20 protein-coding genes are annotated in these 17,531 nt (G+C 65.7%); 11 read left to right on the top strand and 9 right to left on the bottom strand.

Going from position 1 to position 17,531, the window contains the following annotated elements; all coding sequences use genetic code 11:
- The first annotated feature begins 12 nt into the window (after window positions 1-12).
- From purL to CG471_RS04640, 4 genes are all read left to right on the top strand, one after another.
- Window positions 13-2,190 (top strand): phosphoribosylformylglycinamidine synthase subunit PurL, encoded by a 2,178-nt coding sequence (gene purL, locus CG471_RS04655; RefSeq protein ID WP_099230867.1) that lies wholly within the window; start codon window positions 13-15, stop codon window positions 2,188-2,190.
- A gap of 89 nt (window positions 2,191-2,279) precedes the next feature.
- The gene (locus CG471_RS04650; protein ID WP_099230865.1) at window positions 2,280-2,753 is read left to right on the top strand and encodes a hypothetical protein; all 474 of its coding nucleotides are present in this window, start codon (window positions 2,280-2,282) and stop codon (window positions 2,751-2,753) included.
- The gene (locus CG471_RS04645; protein ID WP_099230863.1) at window positions 2,750-3,154 is read left to right on the top strand and encodes a hypothetical protein; all 405 of its coding nucleotides are present in this window, start codon (window positions 2,750-2,752) and stop codon (window positions 3,152-3,154) included. The genes CG471_RS04650 and CG471_RS04645 overlap by 4 nt, the downstream gene beginning before the upstream one ends.
- A gap of 71 nt (window positions 3,155-3,225) precedes the next feature.
- Window positions 3,226-4,896: a glycoside hydrolase family 43 protein gene (locus CG471_RS04640; RefSeq protein ID WP_099230861.1), complete on the top strand. Its 1,671-nt coding sequence runs from the start codon at window positions 3,226-3,228 to the stop codon at window positions 4,894-4,896.
- Here the strand turns inward: CG471_RS04640 and CG471_RS04635 are convergent.
- Window positions 4,854-5,627 carry a methyltransferase domain-containing protein gene (locus CG471_RS04635; protein WP_099230859.1) on the bottom strand — a complete coding sequence of 258 codons (774 nt, stop codon included), beginning with the start codon at window positions 5,625-5,627 and terminating at the stop codon, window positions 4,854-4,856. The genes CG471_RS04640 and CG471_RS04635 overlap by 43 nt on opposite strands.
- A gap of 219 nt (window positions 5,628-5,846) precedes the next feature.
- Here CG471_RS04635 and CG471_RS04630 point away from each other — a divergent pair, with 219 nt between their 5' ends.
- The 3 genes from CG471_RS04630 to bfr all read left to right on the top strand — a co-directional run bounded on the left by CG471_RS04630 (window position 5,847) and on the right by bfr (window position 7,956).
- Window positions 5,847-7,091: a DUF418 domain-containing protein gene (locus tag CG471_RS04630; RefSeq protein WP_099230857.1), complete on the top strand. Its 1,245-nt coding sequence runs from the start codon at window positions 5,847-5,849 to the stop codon at window positions 7,089-7,091.
- Window positions 7,092-7,145: 54 nt separating this feature from the next.
- Window positions 7,146-7,316, top strand: coding sequence for a bacterioferritin-associated ferredoxin (locus tag CG471_RS04625; RefSeq protein WP_004211205.1), 171 nt, complete (start codon window positions 7,146-7,148; stop codon window positions 7,314-7,316).
- A 160-nt stretch (window positions 7,317-7,476) separates the two neighbouring features.
- A complete protein-coding gene (bfr, locus tag CG471_RS04620) occupies window positions 7,477-7,956 on the top strand; it encodes a bacterioferritin (protein ID WP_004211204.1) in 480 nt (159 codons plus the stop codon).
- 128 nt (window positions 7,957-8,084) lie between these two features.
- Here the strand turns inward: bfr and CG471_RS04615 are convergent, their stop codons facing one another.
- The gene (locus tag CG471_RS04615; RefSeq protein ID WP_099230855.1) at window positions 8,085-8,492 is read right to left on the bottom strand and encodes a (deoxy)nucleoside triphosphate pyrophosphohydrolase; all 408 of its coding nucleotides are present in this window, start codon (window positions 8,490-8,492) and stop codon (window positions 8,085-8,087) included.
- 80 nt (window positions 8,493-8,572) lie between these two features.
- Between CG471_RS04615 and CG471_RS04610 the strand changes: the two genes are divergently transcribed.
- Together CG471_RS04610 and CG471_RS04605 are read left to right on the top strand one after the other, a co-directional pair.
- Window positions 8,573-8,758, top strand: a complete 186-nt coding sequence (locus CG471_RS04610; protein WP_004211202.1) for a Flp family type IVb pilin — start codon at window positions 8,573-8,575, stop codon at window positions 8,756-8,758.
- 133 nt (window positions 8,759-8,891) lie between these two features.
- The gene (locus CG471_RS04605) at window positions 8,892-9,053 is read left to right on the top strand and encodes a Flp family type IVb pilin (protein ID WP_004211201.1); all 162 of its coding nucleotides are present in this window, start codon (window positions 8,892-8,894) and stop codon (window positions 9,051-9,053) included.
- A 76-nt stretch (window positions 9,054-9,129) separates the two neighbouring features.
- Here the strand turns inward: CG471_RS04605 and CG471_RS04600 are convergent, their stop codons facing one another.
- The 5 genes from CG471_RS04600 to CG471_RS04580 all read right to left on the bottom strand — a co-directional run bounded on the left by CG471_RS04600 (window position 9,130) and on the right by CG471_RS04580 (window position 14,609).
- Window positions 9,130-10,608 carry a M48 family metalloprotease gene (locus CG471_RS04600; RefSeq protein WP_099230853.1) on the bottom strand — a complete coding sequence of 493 codons (1,479 nt, stop codon included), beginning with the start codon at window positions 10,606-10,608 and terminating at the stop codon, window positions 9,130-9,132.
- An 80-nt stretch (window positions 10,609-10,688) separates the two neighbouring features.
- Entirely contained in the window at window positions 10,689-11,633 is a 945-nt protein-coding gene (locus CG471_RS04595) for an acetyl-CoA carboxylase carboxyltransferase subunit alpha (RefSeq protein WP_099230851.1), read from the bottom strand.
- A gap of 11 nt (window positions 11,634-11,644) precedes the next feature.
- On the bottom strand, window positions 11,645-12,574 hold the full coding sequence (locus CG471_RS04590; protein ID WP_099230849.1) for a tyrosine recombinase: 930 nt from the start codon (window positions 12,572-12,574) through the stop codon (window positions 11,645-11,647).
- A 14-nt stretch (window positions 12,575-12,588) separates the two neighbouring features.
- The gene (locus tag CG471_RS04585; RefSeq protein WP_099230847.1) at window positions 12,589-14,418 is read right to left on the bottom strand and encodes a hypothetical protein; all 1,830 of its coding nucleotides are present in this window, start codon (window positions 14,416-14,418) and stop codon (window positions 12,589-12,591) included.
- 5 nt (window positions 14,419-14,423) lie between these two features.
- Window positions 14,424-14,609, bottom strand: coding sequence for a hypothetical protein (locus CG471_RS04580; RefSeq protein WP_004211192.1), 186 nt, complete (start codon window positions 14,607-14,609; stop codon window positions 14,424-14,426).
- Window positions 14,610-14,703: 94 nt separating this feature from the next.
- Here CG471_RS04580 and CG471_RS04575 point away from each other — a divergent pair, with 94 nt between their 5' ends.
- A complete protein-coding gene (locus tag CG471_RS04575) occupies window positions 14,704-15,252 on the top strand; it encodes a shikimate kinase (RefSeq protein ID WP_004211191.1) in 549 nt (182 codons plus the stop codon).
- Window positions 15,243-16,352 (top strand): 3-dehydroquinate synthase, encoded by a 1,110-nt coding sequence (gene aroB / locus CG471_RS04570; RefSeq protein ID WP_099230845.1) that lies wholly within the window; start codon window positions 15,243-15,245, stop codon window positions 16,350-16,352. Before CG471_RS04575 ends, aroB begins: the two co-directional genes overlap by 10 nt.
- Before the next feature lie 356 nt (window positions 16,353-16,708).
- Here the strand turns inward: aroB and rpmE are convergent, their stop codons facing one another.
- Both rpmE and fabZ read right to left on the bottom strand, forming a co-directional pair.
- Complete coding sequence (rpmE, locus tag CG471_RS04565; protein ID WP_004211187.1) at window positions 16,709-16,933, bottom strand: 50S ribosomal protein L31; 225 nt, start codon at window positions 16,931-16,933, stop codon at window positions 16,709-16,711.
- Between the two features lie 114 nt (window positions 16,934-17,047).
- Window positions 17,048-17,527: a 3-hydroxyacyl-ACP dehydratase FabZ gene (gene fabZ, locus CG471_RS04560; RefSeq protein WP_037518190.1), complete on the bottom strand. Its 480-nt coding sequence runs from the start codon at window positions 17,525-17,527 to the stop codon at window positions 17,048-17,050.
- Window positions 17,528-17,531: the final 4 nt, after the last annotated feature.

Below are 17,531 nucleotides of genomic sequence, written 5' to 3'. Positions count from 1 at the left end.
AAAGGCGCGCTCATGTCCAGCAGCGCCCCCCAGATCACCCCGCAGATCATTGCCGAGCACGGTCTGTCCCCCGAAGAATATGATCGCGTCCTGAAGGCGATCGGCCGCGAGCCGAACCTGACGGAACTCGGGATCTTTTCGGTCATGTGGTCGGAGCACTGCTCGTACAAATCCTCCAAGATCCACCTGATGAAGCTGCCCACCAAGGGTCCGCAGGTGATCTGTGGCCCCGGCGAAAATGCCGGCGTGGTCGATATCGGTGACGGCCAGGCCGCCATCTTCAAGATGGAAAGCCATAACCACCCCAGCTACATCGAACCCTATCAGGGCGCCGCGACCGGCGTCGGCGGCATCCTGCGCGACGTGTTCACCATGGGCGCCCGCCCGGTGGCCAACATGAACGCGCTGCGCTTCGGCCGCCCCGACCACCCCAAGATGAAGCATCTCATCAGCGGCGTGGTCCATGGCATTGGCGGCTATGGCAATTGCGTCGGCGTGCCGACCGTCGGCGGCGAGGTGAATTTCCACCCGGCCTATGACGGCAATATCCTGGTCAATGCGATGACCGTGGGCATCGCCGACACCGACAAGATCTTTTATTCGGCCGCCAGCGGCGTGGGCAACCCGATCGTCTATGTCGGTTCCAAGACCGGCCGCGACGGCATCCATGGCGCGACCATGGCCTCGGCCGATTTCGGCGAGGATAGCGAAGAGAAGCGCCCCACCGTCCAGGTCGGCGACCCCTTCACCGAAAAGCTGCTGATCGAGGCGTGCCTGGAACTGATGGCATCGGACGCGATCGTCGCGATCCAGGACATGGGCGCCGCCGGCCTCACCTCTTCCTCGGTCGAAATGGCGTCGAAGGGCGGCGTCGGCCTGCACCTCAAGATGGATGACGTGCCGCAGCGCGAAACCGGCATGACCACCTATGAGATGATGCTGTCGGAAAGCCAGGAGCGCATGCTCATGGTGCTCAAGCCCGGCCGCGAAGCCTTTGCCGAGGCGATCTTCAAGAAGTGGGAACTCGACTTCGCCGTCATCGGCCATGTCACCGACACCGGCCGCATGGTGCTGGAGCATAAGGGCGAGATCGTGTGCGACATTCCGCTCGCGCCGCTGGCCGACGATGCGCCGCTCTACGACCGTCCCTCGATGCCGAAGGACGAATATAAGATCTGGTCGAAGGTCGAGCCGCTGGGCGAGATCGCCGAGAGCGCCGACATCGGCGCGGACCTCGTCATGCTGATGGGCAGCCCCGATATCGCCAGCCGTCGCTGGATCTGGGAACAATATGACCATATGGTCGGCGCCGACACGGTGCAGCGCCCCGGCGGCGACGCCGCCGTGGTCCGCGTCCATGGCAGCCGCAAGGGCATTGCCATCAGCACCGACTGCACCCCGCGCTATTGCTATGCCGACCCCTATGAAGGCGGCAAGCAGGCGATCGCGGAATGCTATCGCAACCTGAGCGCGGTCGGATCGACCCCGCTGGCCGTTACCAACTGCCTCAACTTCGCCAATCCGCAGCGCCCCGAGATCATGGCGCAGCTGACCGGCTGTCTGGAGGGCATGGGCGACGCCTGCCGCGCGTTCGACTTCCCGATCGTGTCGGGCAATGTCAGCCTCTACAATGAATCCAAGGCGACCGGCGGTGGCTCGGCGATCCTGCCGACCCCGGCGATCGGCGGCATCGGCCTGCTGGCCGATATCGACGTGATGGCGACCGTGGCGTTCAAGAATGAAGGCGACGCGATCTGGCTGGTCGGCGGCGAAGGCACGCATCTGGGCCAGTCGATCTGGCTGCGCGAGATTGCCGGCCGCGAAGCGGGTGACGCGCCCAAGGTCGACCTGGCGGTCGAGCGCGCCAATGGCGACGCTGTCCGCGCACTGGTCGTCGCGGGCACGGTCAATGCCGTGCATGACATTTCCGATGGCGGCCTGATCGTCACGATCGCGGAAATGGCGCTGGCCGGCAAGATCGGCGCGACGCTGGACATCGCCCTGACCACCGCTTCGGCGTTCGGTGAAGACCAGAGCCGCTATGTCGTCACGGCACCGGCCGGCGTCGAGATCGCAGGCGCGGTCAAGATCGGCACCGTTGGCGGCGACAGCGTGGCGGGCGTGTCGATCGACGCGCTGCGCACCGCGCATGAGGGCTTCTTCCCCGCGCTGATGGACAGCGAACTCTAATCTTTCCGTCCCGCCGGGTGCAGCGCATCCGGCGGGACAAATTCATCCCAATCTGTCATGATCCGCCCCGAGAAAATGGGGAGCGCACCATGCGCAAGAGGATCATCCGGGCAACCTTGGTCGCCGGCACACTCGACATATTTTCCGCCTTTGTCTTTGCCGGCATGGCAGGCACGGCGCCGCATGCGGTGCTGCAATTTGTCGCGAGCGGCCCGCTGGGCGATCGCGCGCGGGGAGACCCCGCCTGGCTATGGGCGATTGCCGGCCTGGCCGTCCATTTCGCGATCATGGCCTGCATGGCGGCCGCCTATATGCTGATCGCGCAGCGGCGCCCTGCCCTGCGCCGCCATCCCGTCGTCGCCGGCCTGCTCTATGGCCTGCTGCTCTGGGCGATCATGTACTGGATCGTGCGGCCGTGGCGCTGGCCCGCCATGTGGCTGCCCGCCGCCTATGCCGCACTGCCAATCGGCCGGATCGCCTGGAACATCGGCAACCAGCTCTTCTCCCACTGCATCCTGGTCGGCCTGCCGATCGCCTTCATCGCGGCAGGGCGCCGACGATGAGCGCCGGCTATTCGGGCACACCGCTGGCCAAGAAGCTGAGCCTGAAACCTGGCCTACGCGCCTGGTGGGACGGCATGCCCGACAGCGTCGCGGCGGAGATTGGCGCGAGCGGCGTGATCCGGCTTGCCGCGCCGGAAGCGCCGATCGATGCGGCCCATATCTTCGTCACCGATCGCGCGACGATGACAGCGAAATTGACATATCTGAGGCCTCTTCTCGCGCCGGCCGGCTTCCTGTGGGTAAGCTGGCCCAAGAAGGCGTCGAAGGTGCCGACCGACATTACCGAGGATGCCATTCGCGCGGTCATCCTGCCCGCGACCGACCTGGTCGATGTCAAGGTTTGCGCGGTCGATACGGTCTGGTCGGGACTGAAGCTGATGATCCGCAAGTCCGCGCGCTAACGCGCCTTCGGATTTTTGATAGCGCTATCAAAAACTCTCTCCTATGCTCGGCAAAAATGGGAGGAGAGGATATGCGCAAGACCCGTCGTGCCGCCTTGCTGTTGCTGGCCGCCATTGCCGGCCCGGCCCTGGCAGGCCCCGCCCGCTTCAGCGATTTCCGCTATGACGGTCGCGCCCAGGAACAGGTGACGCCCGGCCCGGACGACTATCGCAACCCGATCCTGTCGGACTATTATCCCGACCCATCGATCACGCGGGTCGGCGATACCTATTATCTCGTCAACTCCTCCTTCGCCCATTATCCGGGGCTACCGGTCTTCCGGTCGAGCGACATGGTGCATTGGCGCCAGATCGGCAACGCGATCGACCGGCCCGACCAGTTTGATTTCAGCGGCCTGCGCAGTTCGCGCGGCATGTTCGCGCCCGACATCTCCTTCCATGACGGGCTCTTCTACCTGGTCGGCACCTGCGTCGATTGCGGCGGCAATTTCGTGATGACGGCGAAGGATGCGGCCGGGTCGTGGTCGAAACCGCACTGGCTGCCGTTCGAGGGGATTGATCCGTCGATCTACTGGGAAGGCGAGCGCGCCTTCATCGTCAATAATCGCGCGCCGGCCGAACCGCCCCGCTATGAGGGACATCGGGCGATCTGGGTGCAGGAATTTGACTGGCACGCGCTCAAGATGAGCGGCACGGCGACGCAGATCGTCAATGGCGGCGTCGACATCAGCCAGAAGCCCTCCTGGATCGAGGGACCGCATCTGCTGAAGCGCGAGGGATATTATTATCTGATCGCGGCCGAGGGCGGCACCGGCGACCAGCATAGCGAAGTGGTGTTCCGCGCCCGCGACCTGCGCGGCCCCTTCACCCCCTATGCCGGCAATCCGATCCTGAGCCAGCGCAGCCTGGACCCGGCCCGTCCCCATCCGGTGACGTCGGCCGGCCATGCCAAGCTGGTGCAGACGCAGGCGGGCGACTGGTGGGCGACCTTCCTCGCCACCCGCCCCTATGGCCCGGACCTCTACAATATCGGGCGCGAAACCTTCCTGCTGCCGGTCGCATGGCGCGATGGCTGGCCGCATATATTGGAGGCCGGCAAAGCCATTCCCTATGCGGCGAAGCGCCCGGCCCTGCCCGTGCGCGATACCGATGCGCCGCCGACCAGCGGCGATTTTGCCTATCGCGACGGGTTCGACGGACCGCGCCTTAGCATGGACTGGATCGGCCTGCGGACGCCCAAGGCACCGCTTTACCGACTGGAGGCGGGCGCGCTGGTGCTGGACGGCACGACCGCGCTGGGTGACCTCAGCGGCGCCCCGGCCTTTGTCGGGCGGCGCCAGCAGCATCATGTCGCGACCATCAGCACGGACCTGACCTATCGGCCGGAGACGGAGGGGGATCTGGCGGGGCTGGCGGCCGTGCAGTCCGATCGCTCCTTTTTATTCTTCGGCGTGACGCAGAAGGACGGGAAACCGCAGATCGCCCTGATGCTGCGCGAGGACAGCGATCGTGACAGGCTGGTCGCTGCCGCGCCGATCGATCCGGCCAAGCCCGTCCGCCTGATCGTCGCCCTTAATGGCGGCACGGCGCGCTTCGCCTATGGCGTCGACGGGCGGGAGACAGTGCTGGCGCGCGATGTCGATATCCGCTTCCTCAGCACCCATGAGGCTGGCGGCTTCGTCGGCACGGTGGTCGGCCCCTATGCCTGGGCCGCGCGCGTCACCCGGCCGATCAGCAACTGATAGACGTCGCGGCCGCCCGCCTCGTCATAGGCGGCCATGACCCGGCGCAGCGCGGCGGGGGAGAGCGGCCGGCGCCCCTCGTCCGGCACCACCGCGCCGATGCCTTTGAGATGGCCGATCAGCGCACGGGCGCCCTGCCCGTCCAGCAGGACGGTCTCGTCAAAGGCGAAGGCGTCGCCATAGGCCGCCAGCATCGCGCGCAGCGCGTCGAGCGAGGGATAGGCGGGGACGCCGGGCGTCAGATGGCAGGTGGCATGGGCAGCGCGCCAATTGGCAAAGCTGCCCTGCCCCATGGTCGAGAAAATGAGGCTGCCACCGGGGCGCAGCAGCGCCACCAGCCGCGCGATCGCGGCGGGCAGGTCGTCAAACCATTGGAAGGCAAGGCTGGAGAGGATGAGGTCGAACCATTCGCCTTCGAACAAGGGTGCCTCCCCATCCATTGCGAGGAAGGTGCCGGCGACCAGCCCGGCCGATGCCGCCCGGTCCAGCATCTTTGGCGAGATGTCCGTGGCGACCAGTTCCGCGCCGGGCCAGCGGACTTGGATGTCGCGCGTGAGCAGGCCGGTGCCGCAACCGATTTCCAGGATGCGCGCGACGCCGTCCGGACTCTGCCGCTGGGCAATGTCTGCGACCAAAGCTGCGGCCGTTCGCTGCGGCCCGGCATGGTCGTCATAACGGTCTGCCGCCGCGCCGAAGGAGTCGCTTATCCGTTGCTTGCGGCCATCATTCATGGGTAGTGGTCCGATTCTGACATTTGGCTGCGCTGCCCACTAGATTGTGACCAAATGTCAGAATCTATTGGACCACTAGAAATTTCGATTCTGGTGGATTTTTCGATTTTGACATTTGCATCCCGCCGACAAGCCAAGGGCGCGCAAATGTCAAAATCAATCCACCAGCCGCATGGCAGACCAATGCCCCGATGGCCAGCATCTTCAAGGATTGCCCGCATGACCGCCGCATCACCCCGTATCCCCGCCATGGACGTGCTGCGCGGCTGCGCGGTGATGGGCATATTGTGGATGAACATCACCGCCTTCGCCCTGCCGCAGAATGCCTATTTCAATCCGGTCGCGGCCGGGCCGATGTCGGCTGGCGACATCGCCTTCTGGGCGAGCAGCCTGATCCTGGTCGACGGCAAGATGCGGGGGCTGTTCTCGCTGCTGTTCGGGGCGTCGATGCTGCTGCTGATCGACCGGGAGGAAATGGCCGGGCGCGATGGCACGCGGACACAACTGGTGCGCGGCTTCTGGCTGCTGGCGATCGGCCTGCTGCATCACATATTGCTGTGGTGGGGCGACATATTGGTGACCTATGCGGTGGTCGGCACCATCGCCCTGCTCTTTGCCCAGAAGGAGCCGCTGGCGCTGGTCAAATGGGCCTTCCTCGCCTTCCTCATTCATTTCCTGATCTGTGGCGCCTTCATCGCCAGCCTCTATGGCTTGGCCCATGCCGCCGCCGCCGCCGGTGCGGCCGCCGCGACGCGCGAGGGACTGGACAGCTTCCTCGCTGGCCTGTCCGACCCCAACAGCCCGATCATCCAGCAGGATATCGCCATCTACACCGGCAGCTTCGGCGGGATCGTGCGCCATCATCTGACCGGCTTTGTCGGCGACTGGCTGTGGACCTTTCTCTTCACAGGGCTCGACACGCTGGGCTTCATGCTGCTGGGCATGGCGATGCTGAAGGGCGGCTTCCTGATCGGCCGCTGGCCCGCCGAGCAATATAGGCAGACCGCGCGCCATTGCTTCCTGATCGGACTGGTGCCGATGATCGGTCTGACCATCTGGGTGGTGGCGAGCGGCTTTGCGCCGCTGACCGCCTTTTCCACCGCGCTGCTCTGGTCCTTCCCCTTCCGCATCCCGCTGGCGGTCGGCTGGGCGGCGCTGATCCTGTGGCTGCTGGCGCGGCATCGCGATCACTGGCTGGTCGGTCGGATCGCCGCGACCGGGCGCATGGCGCTCAGCAATTATCTGGGCACCAGCCTCATCATGACGGCGATCTTCTATGGCTGGGGGCTGGGGCTGTTCGGACAGGTGCGCCCAGCGGCCTTTCCGCTCTTCCTTATCGCCGCCTGGGCGGTGATGCTGCTGTGGTCCAAGCCCTGGCTCGACCGATTCGCGATGGGGCCGGCCGAATGGGTGTGGCGCAGCCTGCAACAGGGAAAACTGCAAAAGATTCGCAGGAGCGCATGATCTTCTATTGCGATCCATTAGCATCTGACCTATTTCACGGGTCAGGAGAATCCAATGGTCGTCTGTGTTTGCAATGCCATTCGCGAAAAGGATCTGCGGGAAGCGGCGCGCGATGGTGCCGATACCCCCTGTAGTGCCTATGCCCGTTTCGGCCGCCGCCCCAAGTGCGGCCAGTGCGTCGGCTATGCCCGCACGATCATCGCGGCGGAGCGCGCGACGGCCTGAATAGATTGCGAAGCAGGCGCAGTAAAAGGCCCCTGACAATCGCGAACACCACGCAATAGCTGCCTGAAAAATGGCGGTTTTCTGCGCCTTTCCGGCTTAACAACCGGATGCGAAACCTTTATATGTCCGGCATTCCCAATAACAGCCGGAGCATAGCGCCATGAAGGGCGACCAGAAGGTTATCGATTATCTGAACGAGGTCCTCAAGAACGAGTTGACCGCGATCAACCAATATTTCCTCCACTATCGCATCCTCAATCACTGGGGCATCGAGAAGCTCGCCAAGTTCGAATATGAGGAATCGATCGACGAGATGAAGCACGCCGACAAGGTGGCGGAGCGCATCCTGTTCCTCGACGGCCTGCCCAATTTCCAGCTGCTCGGCCGCCTGAAGATCGGCGAAACCGTCGAGGAAATCCTCAAGGCGGATCTGGAGCTGGAATATGAGGCGCTGCCGGTGCTGCGCGACGCCATCGCCTATTGCGAGTCGATCAAGGACTTCGTCAGCCGCGATCTGTTCCAGTATATCCTCGAAAGCGAGGAAGAGCATGTCGACACGCTGGAAACCCAGTTCGAGATGATCGAACGCATGGGCATCCAGAATTATGTCCAGCTGCAGAGCAAGGCCAAGGAAGACTGAGACTGACGCGCGGGGCCGGCTGTCCGGCGGTTGGCCCCGTTTACAGGCTGCAGGGGAAGGCGCGGACCGCCCTTCCCCTGCCCTTTATGGCCTAACCTTGCACCATCGGTGCAGAGCTGGATTTCCCGTCAGATAAGTGCGTCGAGAATGCCGATCAGCGGCAGGTCGGCTGGTGGCATGTCGAGCGCATACATTTGCGCGGGCCGCACCCATTGCAGCGCGGTGGCATGGCGCGCTTCGGGCATCCCTTCCCATTTGCGGCAGACATAGAGCAACAGCAGCAGATGCTTGTTCTCCAGCGGCGCGCTGGCGAAGGTTGCGGGAGCCAGGCAGCTTTCATGGGTGCGGATCCCCAGTTCCTCCTCCAGTTCGCGCACCAGTGCCGCCTCGGGCGTTTCACCCGGCTCCACCTTGCCACCGGGAAATTCCCACAGGTCCGCCATCGGCTTTCCGGGCGGCCGTTGCTGCACCAAAACGCGGCCATCGGCATCGATCAGGGCGACGGCGACGACCAGAAACGGGGTAAAACTCTGCATAACGCTCCCTTGCAAGGGCTTTGTTAACCGTGGCTGCTTTACACACTGATCGTGGAGTGTCTGTAGCCAAGCGGGGTCATATGCGCGCGATCATCGAATTCGTCACGAAATCCGCGCTTTCGCGATGTGAGCGGGGGGCAACCGCGGTCGAATATGGCCTGATCATCGCGATGGTCGTGCTGGCCATGATCGCGGCGCTGAACAACGTCGCGACGCGCACGACCGGCATGTGGAACAATGTCGCCGGCGAAGTGACCAAATATTAACCACGAAATTCTGACACCCCCGGTTTCGCATTAAACTTTTCTCAACCGAGCCAATCTAGAGAGGTCTTCGCTGACCTAATTCATAGCGGGGCGGCCGGGTAGTTTAACGTAACGTTTGTCAAGGAGACATCACATGCAGTTCATTCGCAAGATGCTGAAGAACGAAAAGGGCGCGACCGCCATCGAATACGGCCTGATCGCCGCTCTGATCGCCGTGGCCGCCATCGGCGCCATGACCAGCCTGGGCTCGAAGCTGGGCAGCACCTTCAACAACGTTTCGGGCAACCTGAAGTAAGCTCGAAACCGATGTTAGAAAAGGGCGGCGGAAGCAATTCCGCCGCCCTTTTTCTTTGCCTGGAGTCTGCCGAATCTTACCAGGTGACGATCTTCACCCGATCGCCCGGCTTCAGCACGGAGCGTTCGTTGAGCGCGTTCAGTACCAGGAAGCGCTCCAGCGGATAATCGCTATAGGCCATGCGGCGGCCGAGCGACTGGACGGTGTCGCCCGCCTTGACGGTCACCAGATTGACCCGGCGCGGCTTGATCGCCGCCGCCTCCTGCGCCGACAGGCGCTGGACCGAACGGACCATCGAGTCGAACGGGCCAATGTCCTTGCCCGCCGGGGTCAGCAGCAGGAAATGATAGGCCTTTCCGCCGCCGAAATCATAAGCGAAGACGGTGGCGTCGATCTGACCCGACTTGGTGCTGGCGCGCACCGTGCGCCAGGCGGCCGGCAGGCCGTTGATCGTTGTGCGCTGCACCTCACCCGCCGGCGGCGCGCCAGCATTACCCGCGAGTCGCTTGAGCACCGAATCGATATAGGTCGACAAATTGCCATTATAGGCCATGCCGCCGAACTGCGCCTGACCGCCCGAACCGGTGATGCTGACCGCGTCCGCGCCATTTTCCATGCCGAAGCCCGAGGGCGCGGTGAAGGACAGGCGCAGGTCGGGATGGCGGAAGCGGCTGCCGTCGATCACGCCCTGCTTGGGATCATCGCCATAGAGGACGCCATTGAGCGCCGTCAGGAAGGCATCGCGGTTGCGCAGCGTGCTGGTCGCGCCGGTGCGCGAGGCCATCTGCGCCGCCCGATCGACGCGTTCGCCCGGATCGGGATGGGTGCTGGCCCATTCGGGCATGGAGCGCGCGTCGCCCGACACACGCTGGTCCAGACTGGTCTGCGCCGCGAGCGAGGCGAGCATGTCCGACAGCGCACGGGGATCATAGCCGGCCGAGGCGAGGTAGCGGATGCCCAGATCGTCCGCCTCATATTCCTGGCTGCGCGAGAATTTGAGGGTCAGAAGCTGGCTGCCGGTGCCGATCCCCTGCTGCAGCACGCCGCCCAGCGCCGAATCGCCCAGCAAGGCGCCGGTCAGCACCTGCAGCAGCGCGCCGCCGATCGCGTTGCGCTGCGCCGCCTGCTGGCGCCGCTGACCATGCTGGGCGGCGACATGGCCGACTTCATGGCCCAGCACGCCGGCCAGCTGCGCCTCGTCATTCATCAGCGCCATCAACTGACGCGTGACATAGACATAGCCGCCGGGGATGGCGAAGGCGTTGTTGACCGGGGAGTTGAGCAGGGTGACGGTGAAATCGCCCTGCGCATTGGAGAGGCCCGACTGGACCGCGATGCGGCGTCCGACCGTTTCCACATAGCGCGCCTGCGGCCCGACATAGGCGCCGCCAAATTCCTTGAGCAGTTCGGGATGCTGCTTGGCACCCGATGCCTTGTCCTGCGCGCTGATCGAGGAGACGGTGCGAATCGCCCGCTGCTGCCCCAGCACCGCCGGCGCCACGCCCGCGACGATCAGGCCGACGCCAAGGCCGGCCGACAACCATGTCCGATTCATTCCATTCCCATCCTTGACACCCTGCCCCTGTTACCGTGCCGTAACGAGCGAGGACAGGATGCTGTTCCGGGAAATTGATGTCAGATACCGATGGCCAGGAACTTGTCGGCGCGATCGGTGCGCAGCGCCTGCGGTTCGAGGCCGGACAGCGCGTCCAGTTCCTCGCCAATGGCTGCACCCAGATTGGCGATCGCCTGCACCGGCTCGCGATGGGCGCCGCCCACGGGCTCTACGACGATACGGTCGATCACGCCCAGGCCCTTCAAATGCTGCGCCGTGACCTGCATCGCGGTCGCCGCGTCGCTGGCCTTTTCGGCGGTGCGCCACAGGATCGAGGCGCAGCCTTCGGGCGAGATCACCGAATAGACGGCATGTTCGAACATCAGCACGCGATTGGCCGCAGCCAGCGCCACCGCGCCGCCCGAGCCGCCCTCACCCACCACGGCCGCGACCATGGGGACGCCGAGCGCCAGACAGGCTTCGGTCGAACGGGCAATGGCTTCGGCCTGGCCACGTTCTTCGGCCTGGACGCCAGGGAAGGCGCCCGAGGTATCGACCAGCGTGACGACCGGCAGGCCGAACCGGTCGGCCAGTTCCATCAGGCGGATCGCCTTGCGATAGCCTTCGGGCTTGGCCATGCCGAAATTGTGACGGACGCGGCTGGCAGTGTCGTCGCCCTTTTCATGGCCGATGACCATGACCTTGCGTTCGCCCAGCGTCGCGAAGCCGCCGATGATCGCCTGATCGTCGGCAAAGGCGCGGTCGCCGGCCAGCGGCATGAAATTGTCGAACATGCCCGCGACATAATCCTTGAAGTGCGGGCGTTCGGGGTGGCGGGCCACCTGCGTCTTCTGCCAGGGCGTCAGCTTGGCATAGATGTCCGACAGCATCTTGTCGGCACGCTGTTCCAGCGTGTTGATCTCGCCACTAATGTCGATGTCGCCGACGGAGGCCGTCTGGCGCAGTTCGATGATGCGGGCTTCCAGCTCTGCGACCGGCTTTTCAAATTCGAGAAAGCTTACCATGGCGGATGGCGTTAAGGCGCGGACGCGTCGCCGTCAACGCGGGGATGCGCGATCCTGGCTTGCATGCCGGCCAGCGGGTGCCGGCTGTTGACCAGTTCGACCAGCCGGCGGCTGTCGACATGGGTGTAGATTTGCGTCGTGCCGATATCGGCATGGCCCAGCATGGATTGCAGCGCGCGCAGGTCCGCCCCGCCCTCCAGCAAATGGGTGGCAAAGGCGTGGCGCAGCACATGGGGGCTGACCCGTTCGGGCGCGATGCCGGCCGCCGCAGCCAGTTGCTTGACCAGCTGATAGAGGCGGATGCGGCTGACATGACTCTTGCCCGAGGGGAAAAGCCATGGGCTGTCCGCCGGCACATGGGTGAGCCAGGTCGCGACGGCGGCACGGGCGCGGTCGGAGATCGGCACAAGCCGTTCTCGCGCGCCCTTGCCCTTGATGATGAGGAAGGGGCGATCGACCGCCAGCGCCTTGCGCGGCAGCGAGACCAGTTCGGTCGCGCGCAGGCCCGAGCCATAGAGAAGTTCGATCAGCGCCGAGAGCCGCAGATCGAGCGGCGCGGGATGGTCCGTCTCCACCCGCTGCGCGATCAGGGCAAAGAGCGAATCGACCTCCTGCGACGACAAGATCTTGGGCAGCGGCCGGCGCGTGACCGGCCGGGGCAATGCCGCGCCGGGATTGTCGGCGCGCAGCCCCTCTTCCTCCAGAAAAGCGTAGAAGGCGCGCAGCGCGGACGCCTTGCGCGCCACGGTGGAGGCGGCGAGCGGCGCCCATTCGCCAGCAAGACGGCCGAGCATGTCCTGGCTGGCGGCGGCAAGCCCGCCGACAATCTCCCCGGCGCCCTGAAGGTCGGTGCGATAGGCGAGCAGCGTGTTGCGCGACGCGCCGCGTTCCGCCGCCATCATTTCGAGGAAGCGGTCGATCAGGACGGCGTCGTCATTCATCGCCCCGGACCGGGTCAGGACAGGCGGGTCAGGGCCTCGGCCGCGATCATCCGCGCCTCCGGGTCCAGCCCGACGCGATGCAGCGCCGCCACCACATGATAGAGATGGCCGGCCGGCAGGCGATGCCAGTCGCGCCCCTGCATGCCAACGGCAGCGAGCAACGCCACGGTCGCCTTCTCGCCCCGCTGCGACGCGGCGTCGATCGCCCGCGCCCAGCGGCTGTTGGCGGCCAGGGTGAAGCCATTATCCTGCGCCAGCGCGGCCGCATCATTGGCCGACAGGCGCGACAGGCCCGCCAGTGCGGCGATCAGCATCCGTCCCTTTTCGGGGCCGGCATCGCCGACATAGCTGGAGATGCGGCTGCTGCCGCTGTCGACGACCGTGCTGGGCGCGCCAACCGCGAGCAAGGCCCAGAAATCCTGTGCGCCATCGCCATCGATCTGGCCGATCGCCTGCGCCCAGCGGGCCGCATTGCGATCATAGCCGGCGGTCAGCATCGCCGCGACCAGATTGGCGGCATCGCGCGCATCGGCCTGCGACACCGGCAGCGCAGCGGCGGCGCGGGCCGTGGCGATCAGGCCGACATAATCGGGCGCGCCATTGTCGCGCCACAACGTCTGCATCGCCTGGATGCGGGCACCAGAGGTGGGGCCGGAATAGGCATTGCGCAGCGCATCGACGCGATCGGCCAGATCGGACGCAAGATCGCCTTCGCTACCCAGCTCGGCATAGAAATTGACCAGCGCCTCGCTGGAAAAGACGCCCAATCGTGCGGCGACTTCGCTGCCCGGCAGGCGGCGCACGGCGGTCAGGGCCGGCGCGCGGGCTTCCCAGGCGCGGACATGCGGGCCGACGCTGCCGAACATGTCGTCGGGGATCGGCGCGTGGAGCGCCGTCGCCAGGCCATAGCGCCATGCGGTAAGGCCATCGACGCCGTCCCATTCGATCTTGACCGAACGGCGCGCGTTGAAGCCGGCGCCGACCATCTTTTCGGCCAGGCGATAATCGATGCCGCGCACCACGCCCTTGCGCTGGGCCTGGTTGAGTGCGGCGCTGGCGGAACCCTGATCGCCCGACAGCGCCGGGCAGATCGCCCGCGTCATGTCCCAGCCCGGTTCCTTGCTGGTGCGCAGCGCGCCCGCCGACAGCGGGCACAGGCCCGCCGGATCGGCGGTCGCCAGATAGGTCTGCATCGCGATCGCGTAGAGGCGCGGCGTATATTTGTCGGGGTCGACGCTCTGCACCAGCAGGCGGGCGCTGTCCGCCTCGCCCATGCGCAGCAGCAGCCAGGCGCGCTCGGCCGCCCAGTCGGCGCCATTGATGCCGCGCGGCGTGTCGGTCGCGCTGAGCAGCGCGCGCCGCAGCAGGATGGAGGCCCAGCGCGACAGGATCGGCGCATGGGTCTGCTTCATTAGCGTGGCGAGATAGGGGCCATATTCCGCGCCGAAGGCGTCGGGTTCCATGCCGCGCGTGGCCGGCGTCAGCGGGCCGATGCGGTCGAGTGAGCGGCGCGCGCTCTGCGGCAGGTCATATTTGGCCTTTTCGGCGGCCAGTTCGTCCGCGCTCATCGCCTCGGCGGCATTCTCCACCGCATTGGCGACCGACAGGTCGAGCGGCTGGACGATTTCGCCCGACGGCGACGGCGTGACCGGCACGGTCGGGACGACCGGTGCGGGCGATGCCGGACGGGCCGGCTGCGCGGGCGTGGGGGTCGGCGCCGGGGCCGGATCACCAAAGCCGGGCGGCAGCAGCGATTCGGGCGCCTGCTGCGCGACGACCGGCAGCGCCAGGGCGAGCGCAAAGCTGCCCAGCGCCCATTTCGCATTCCCCCGCAGGCGGCTCATGCGGCTTACTGACCCAGTTTCTCGGCCGGGATGACCTTCTCGACGGGCTGTTGCGGCTGTTCGCCACCGCGCGACCAGAGCACGCCGATCAGCAGGACAAGAACCAACACCGCCGCGATCGGAAGGATCGGCAGACGGGTGCGACGGCGCGAACCGCCTTCGAAACTGCTCAGGGAACGATTATTCTTCATGGTCTCTTCTGCGGCTGGCCCGGCGATGTTTGCCGGACGACAGGGGAAAGTTGCGTTTGCCTCAGCGACGGCTGGCTGTATAGCCCCCCTCGCCATGCAGCGAAACAGCAAATTCCCGGAGAGCAAAGCCAAGCGCGGCCCGATCGTGCTGATCGGCATGATGGGCGTGGGCAAATCCACCGTCGGCCGGCGCCTTGCCGCGCGCCTGGGCCTGAGCTTCGTCGATGCCGATGAAGAGATTGAGCGGGCCGCCGGCATGAGCGTGAGCGAGATTTTCGCCCGCTATGGCGAGGCCCATTTCCGCGATGGCGAGCGCCGGGTGATCGCCCGGCTGATGGACGGCGTGCCCAAGGTGATCGCGACCGGGGGCGGCGCCTTCATGCAGGACGAGACCCGCGCGCTGATCCTGGACCATGCCACCACCATCTGGCTGGATGCCGATATCGAGGTGCTGGTCGATCGCGTGTCCCGCCGCGAAGGGCGCCCGCTGCTGAAGGATCGCGACCCGCGCATCGTGCTGACCGAGCTGGCGGCGGTCCGCAACCCCATCTACGCGCTGGCGCCAATCCATGTGAAGAGCATCGCCGCGCCGCACGAGGTCGCCGTCGACCGCATCCTGGAGCAGCTATCCGCATGGCACTAGTCCCCGTCGCGCTGGGCGCGCGCAGCTATGACATCGTCATCGAACAGGGCGCGCTCGACCGTGCGGCCGACCATCTGGCGCGCTACGCCCGTGGCGGGCGGCTGGTCGTCGTCACCGACACCCATGTCGCGGCGGCGCAACTGCCCCGGCTCGACGCCAGCCTGCGCCGGGCCAATATCGTCATCGAACCGATCATCCTGCCGGCGGGCGAACAGACCAAGAGCTGGCGCCATCTGGAGGAACTGCTCGACGCGCTGCTGGCGCTGGAGATCGAGCGCGGCGACCATGTCATCGCGCTGGGCGGCGGCGTGATCGGCGACCTGGTCGGCTTTGCGTCGTCCATCCTGAAGCGCGGCTGCCATTTCGTGCAGTTGCCCACCACCCTGCTGGCACAGGTCGACAGCTCGGTCGGCGGCAAGACCGCGATCAACGCGCGCGCCGGCAAGAATCTGATCGGCAGCTTCTACCAGCCCAGCCTGGTGCTGATCGACCCGTCGGTGCTCGACAGCCTGCCGCTGCGCGAAACCCGCGCCGGCTATGCCGAGGTGGTCAAATATGGCCTGATCGACGATCCCGACTTCTTTGCCTGGTGCGAGGCCAATGCCGACCGGCTGCTGGCCGGCGACGCGGAAGCCCGCACCTATGCGATCGAGCGGAGCGTGCGCGCCAAGGCGGCGATCGTTGCCGATGATGAGCGCGAGACGACCGGCCGCCGGGCACTGCTGAACCTTGGCCACACTTTCGGCCATGCGCTGGAGGCCGATACCGGCTTTTCCGACACGCTGCTCCATGGCGAGGGCGTGGCCGCCGGCATGGCGCTCGCCTTCCGCTATTCGGCGCGGCTTGGCCTGTGCAGCGCATCGGACGCGGAACGGGTCACCGCGCATCTGAAGGCGATCGGCCTGCCCCATGACCTGGCCAGCGCCCATGTGACGGCCGACGGCGCGGCGCTGGTGGCACATATGCTGCACGACAAGAAGATGGCGGCGGGCACCCTGCCCTTCCTGCTGGCGCGCGGCATCGGCCAGACCTTCCTGTCGAAGGATGTGGTGCTGGACGATGTGGCGGCGTTCCTCGACGCGGATCGCGCCGGCGCCTGACCAGGGCCTATTACACAGCAGGCAATTACCGCCCCTCCCTCCCAGGGAGGGGAGAAATATAGCCTTGTCCCGACATTTCAGCACCGATCGGCCTCGGTAATAATCGGGACATTCGCCCGCAGCATTTGCGGGCTAGACCAGTCCTTGTCAGCGGCATCCCCTTGCAGATCCCCCTCTGTCGCCGCTGATCCTCCCCTGAACCTCGGCCTCCAGCTTTTAGCTGGAGGCCCTTTTTTTGCCTATCGGCCCAGCCCCCTCCACCATGCTGCGCATGCCCCCCTCCCCGTCAGCGGGGAGGAATAAAAAAAGGGCGCCCGGTGGGGCGCCCTTTCGATATCGTGCCTGTGAAAGGCCGATTACTTCTTCAGCGTCAGGCCGCCAAAGCGCTTGTTGAAGCGCGCAACCTGGCCGCCGGTGTCCAGCTGGCGGTTGCCACCGGTCCAGGCCGGGTGCGACTTGGGATCGATGTCGAGCGCCATCGTGTCGCCTTCCTTGCCCCAGGTCGAGCGGGTCTGGAAGGTGGTGCCGTCGGTCATCTGGACGGTGATGAAGTGGTAATCGGGGTGGGTATCGGCCTTCATGGCGTCTTGCTCCGTGTGTGTGCCGGTTCCGACCGGCTATGGATGCGATAAAATGCGAAGGCGCGCCGTTAGCGTTTTCGGCGCGCCAAAGCAAGGAAAAGGATGTGCCTTCGCTCAGTCCTTGGGCGGATCGGCGATCATCGCGACGAAATTGGCTTCCGCCGCCAGCTTGCCCTCGATCAGCGCACGGCCGGCGAACTTGCAGACCGCGCCGCGCATCTGCGTCACTTCGACATGCAGGTCGAGCAGGCAGCCCGGCTCCACCGGAGTGCGGAACTTCGCGCCGTCGATGCTCATGAAATAGACGAGCTTGCCCGAATCCGCGAGCCCCAGCGAATCGACCACCAGCACGCCGGCCGCCTGGGCCATGGCCTCGACGATCAGCACGCCCGGCATGATCGGCCGGCCGGGGAAATGCCCCTGGAAGAAGGGCTCGTTCATCGACACCGCCTTGATCGCGTGGATCGACTGGCTCGGCACCAGCGACGCCACGCGGTCAACCAGCAGCATCGGGTAGCGATGCGGCAGGGCAGCCATGACCCGACGGATATCCATCGGGCCACGGGCTTCCTTGTTATCAACCTCTCCGGTCATCTTA

The organism is Sphingobium sp. IP1 (assembly GCF_002708645.1).
Classification (GTDB): domain Bacteria; phylum Pseudomonadota; class Alphaproteobacteria; order Sphingomonadales; family Sphingomonadaceae; genus Sphingobium; species Sphingobium yanoikuyae.
Note: the sequence above shows the minus strand (reverse complement) of the source record. Positions and strands in the feature narration are given on the sequence as shown.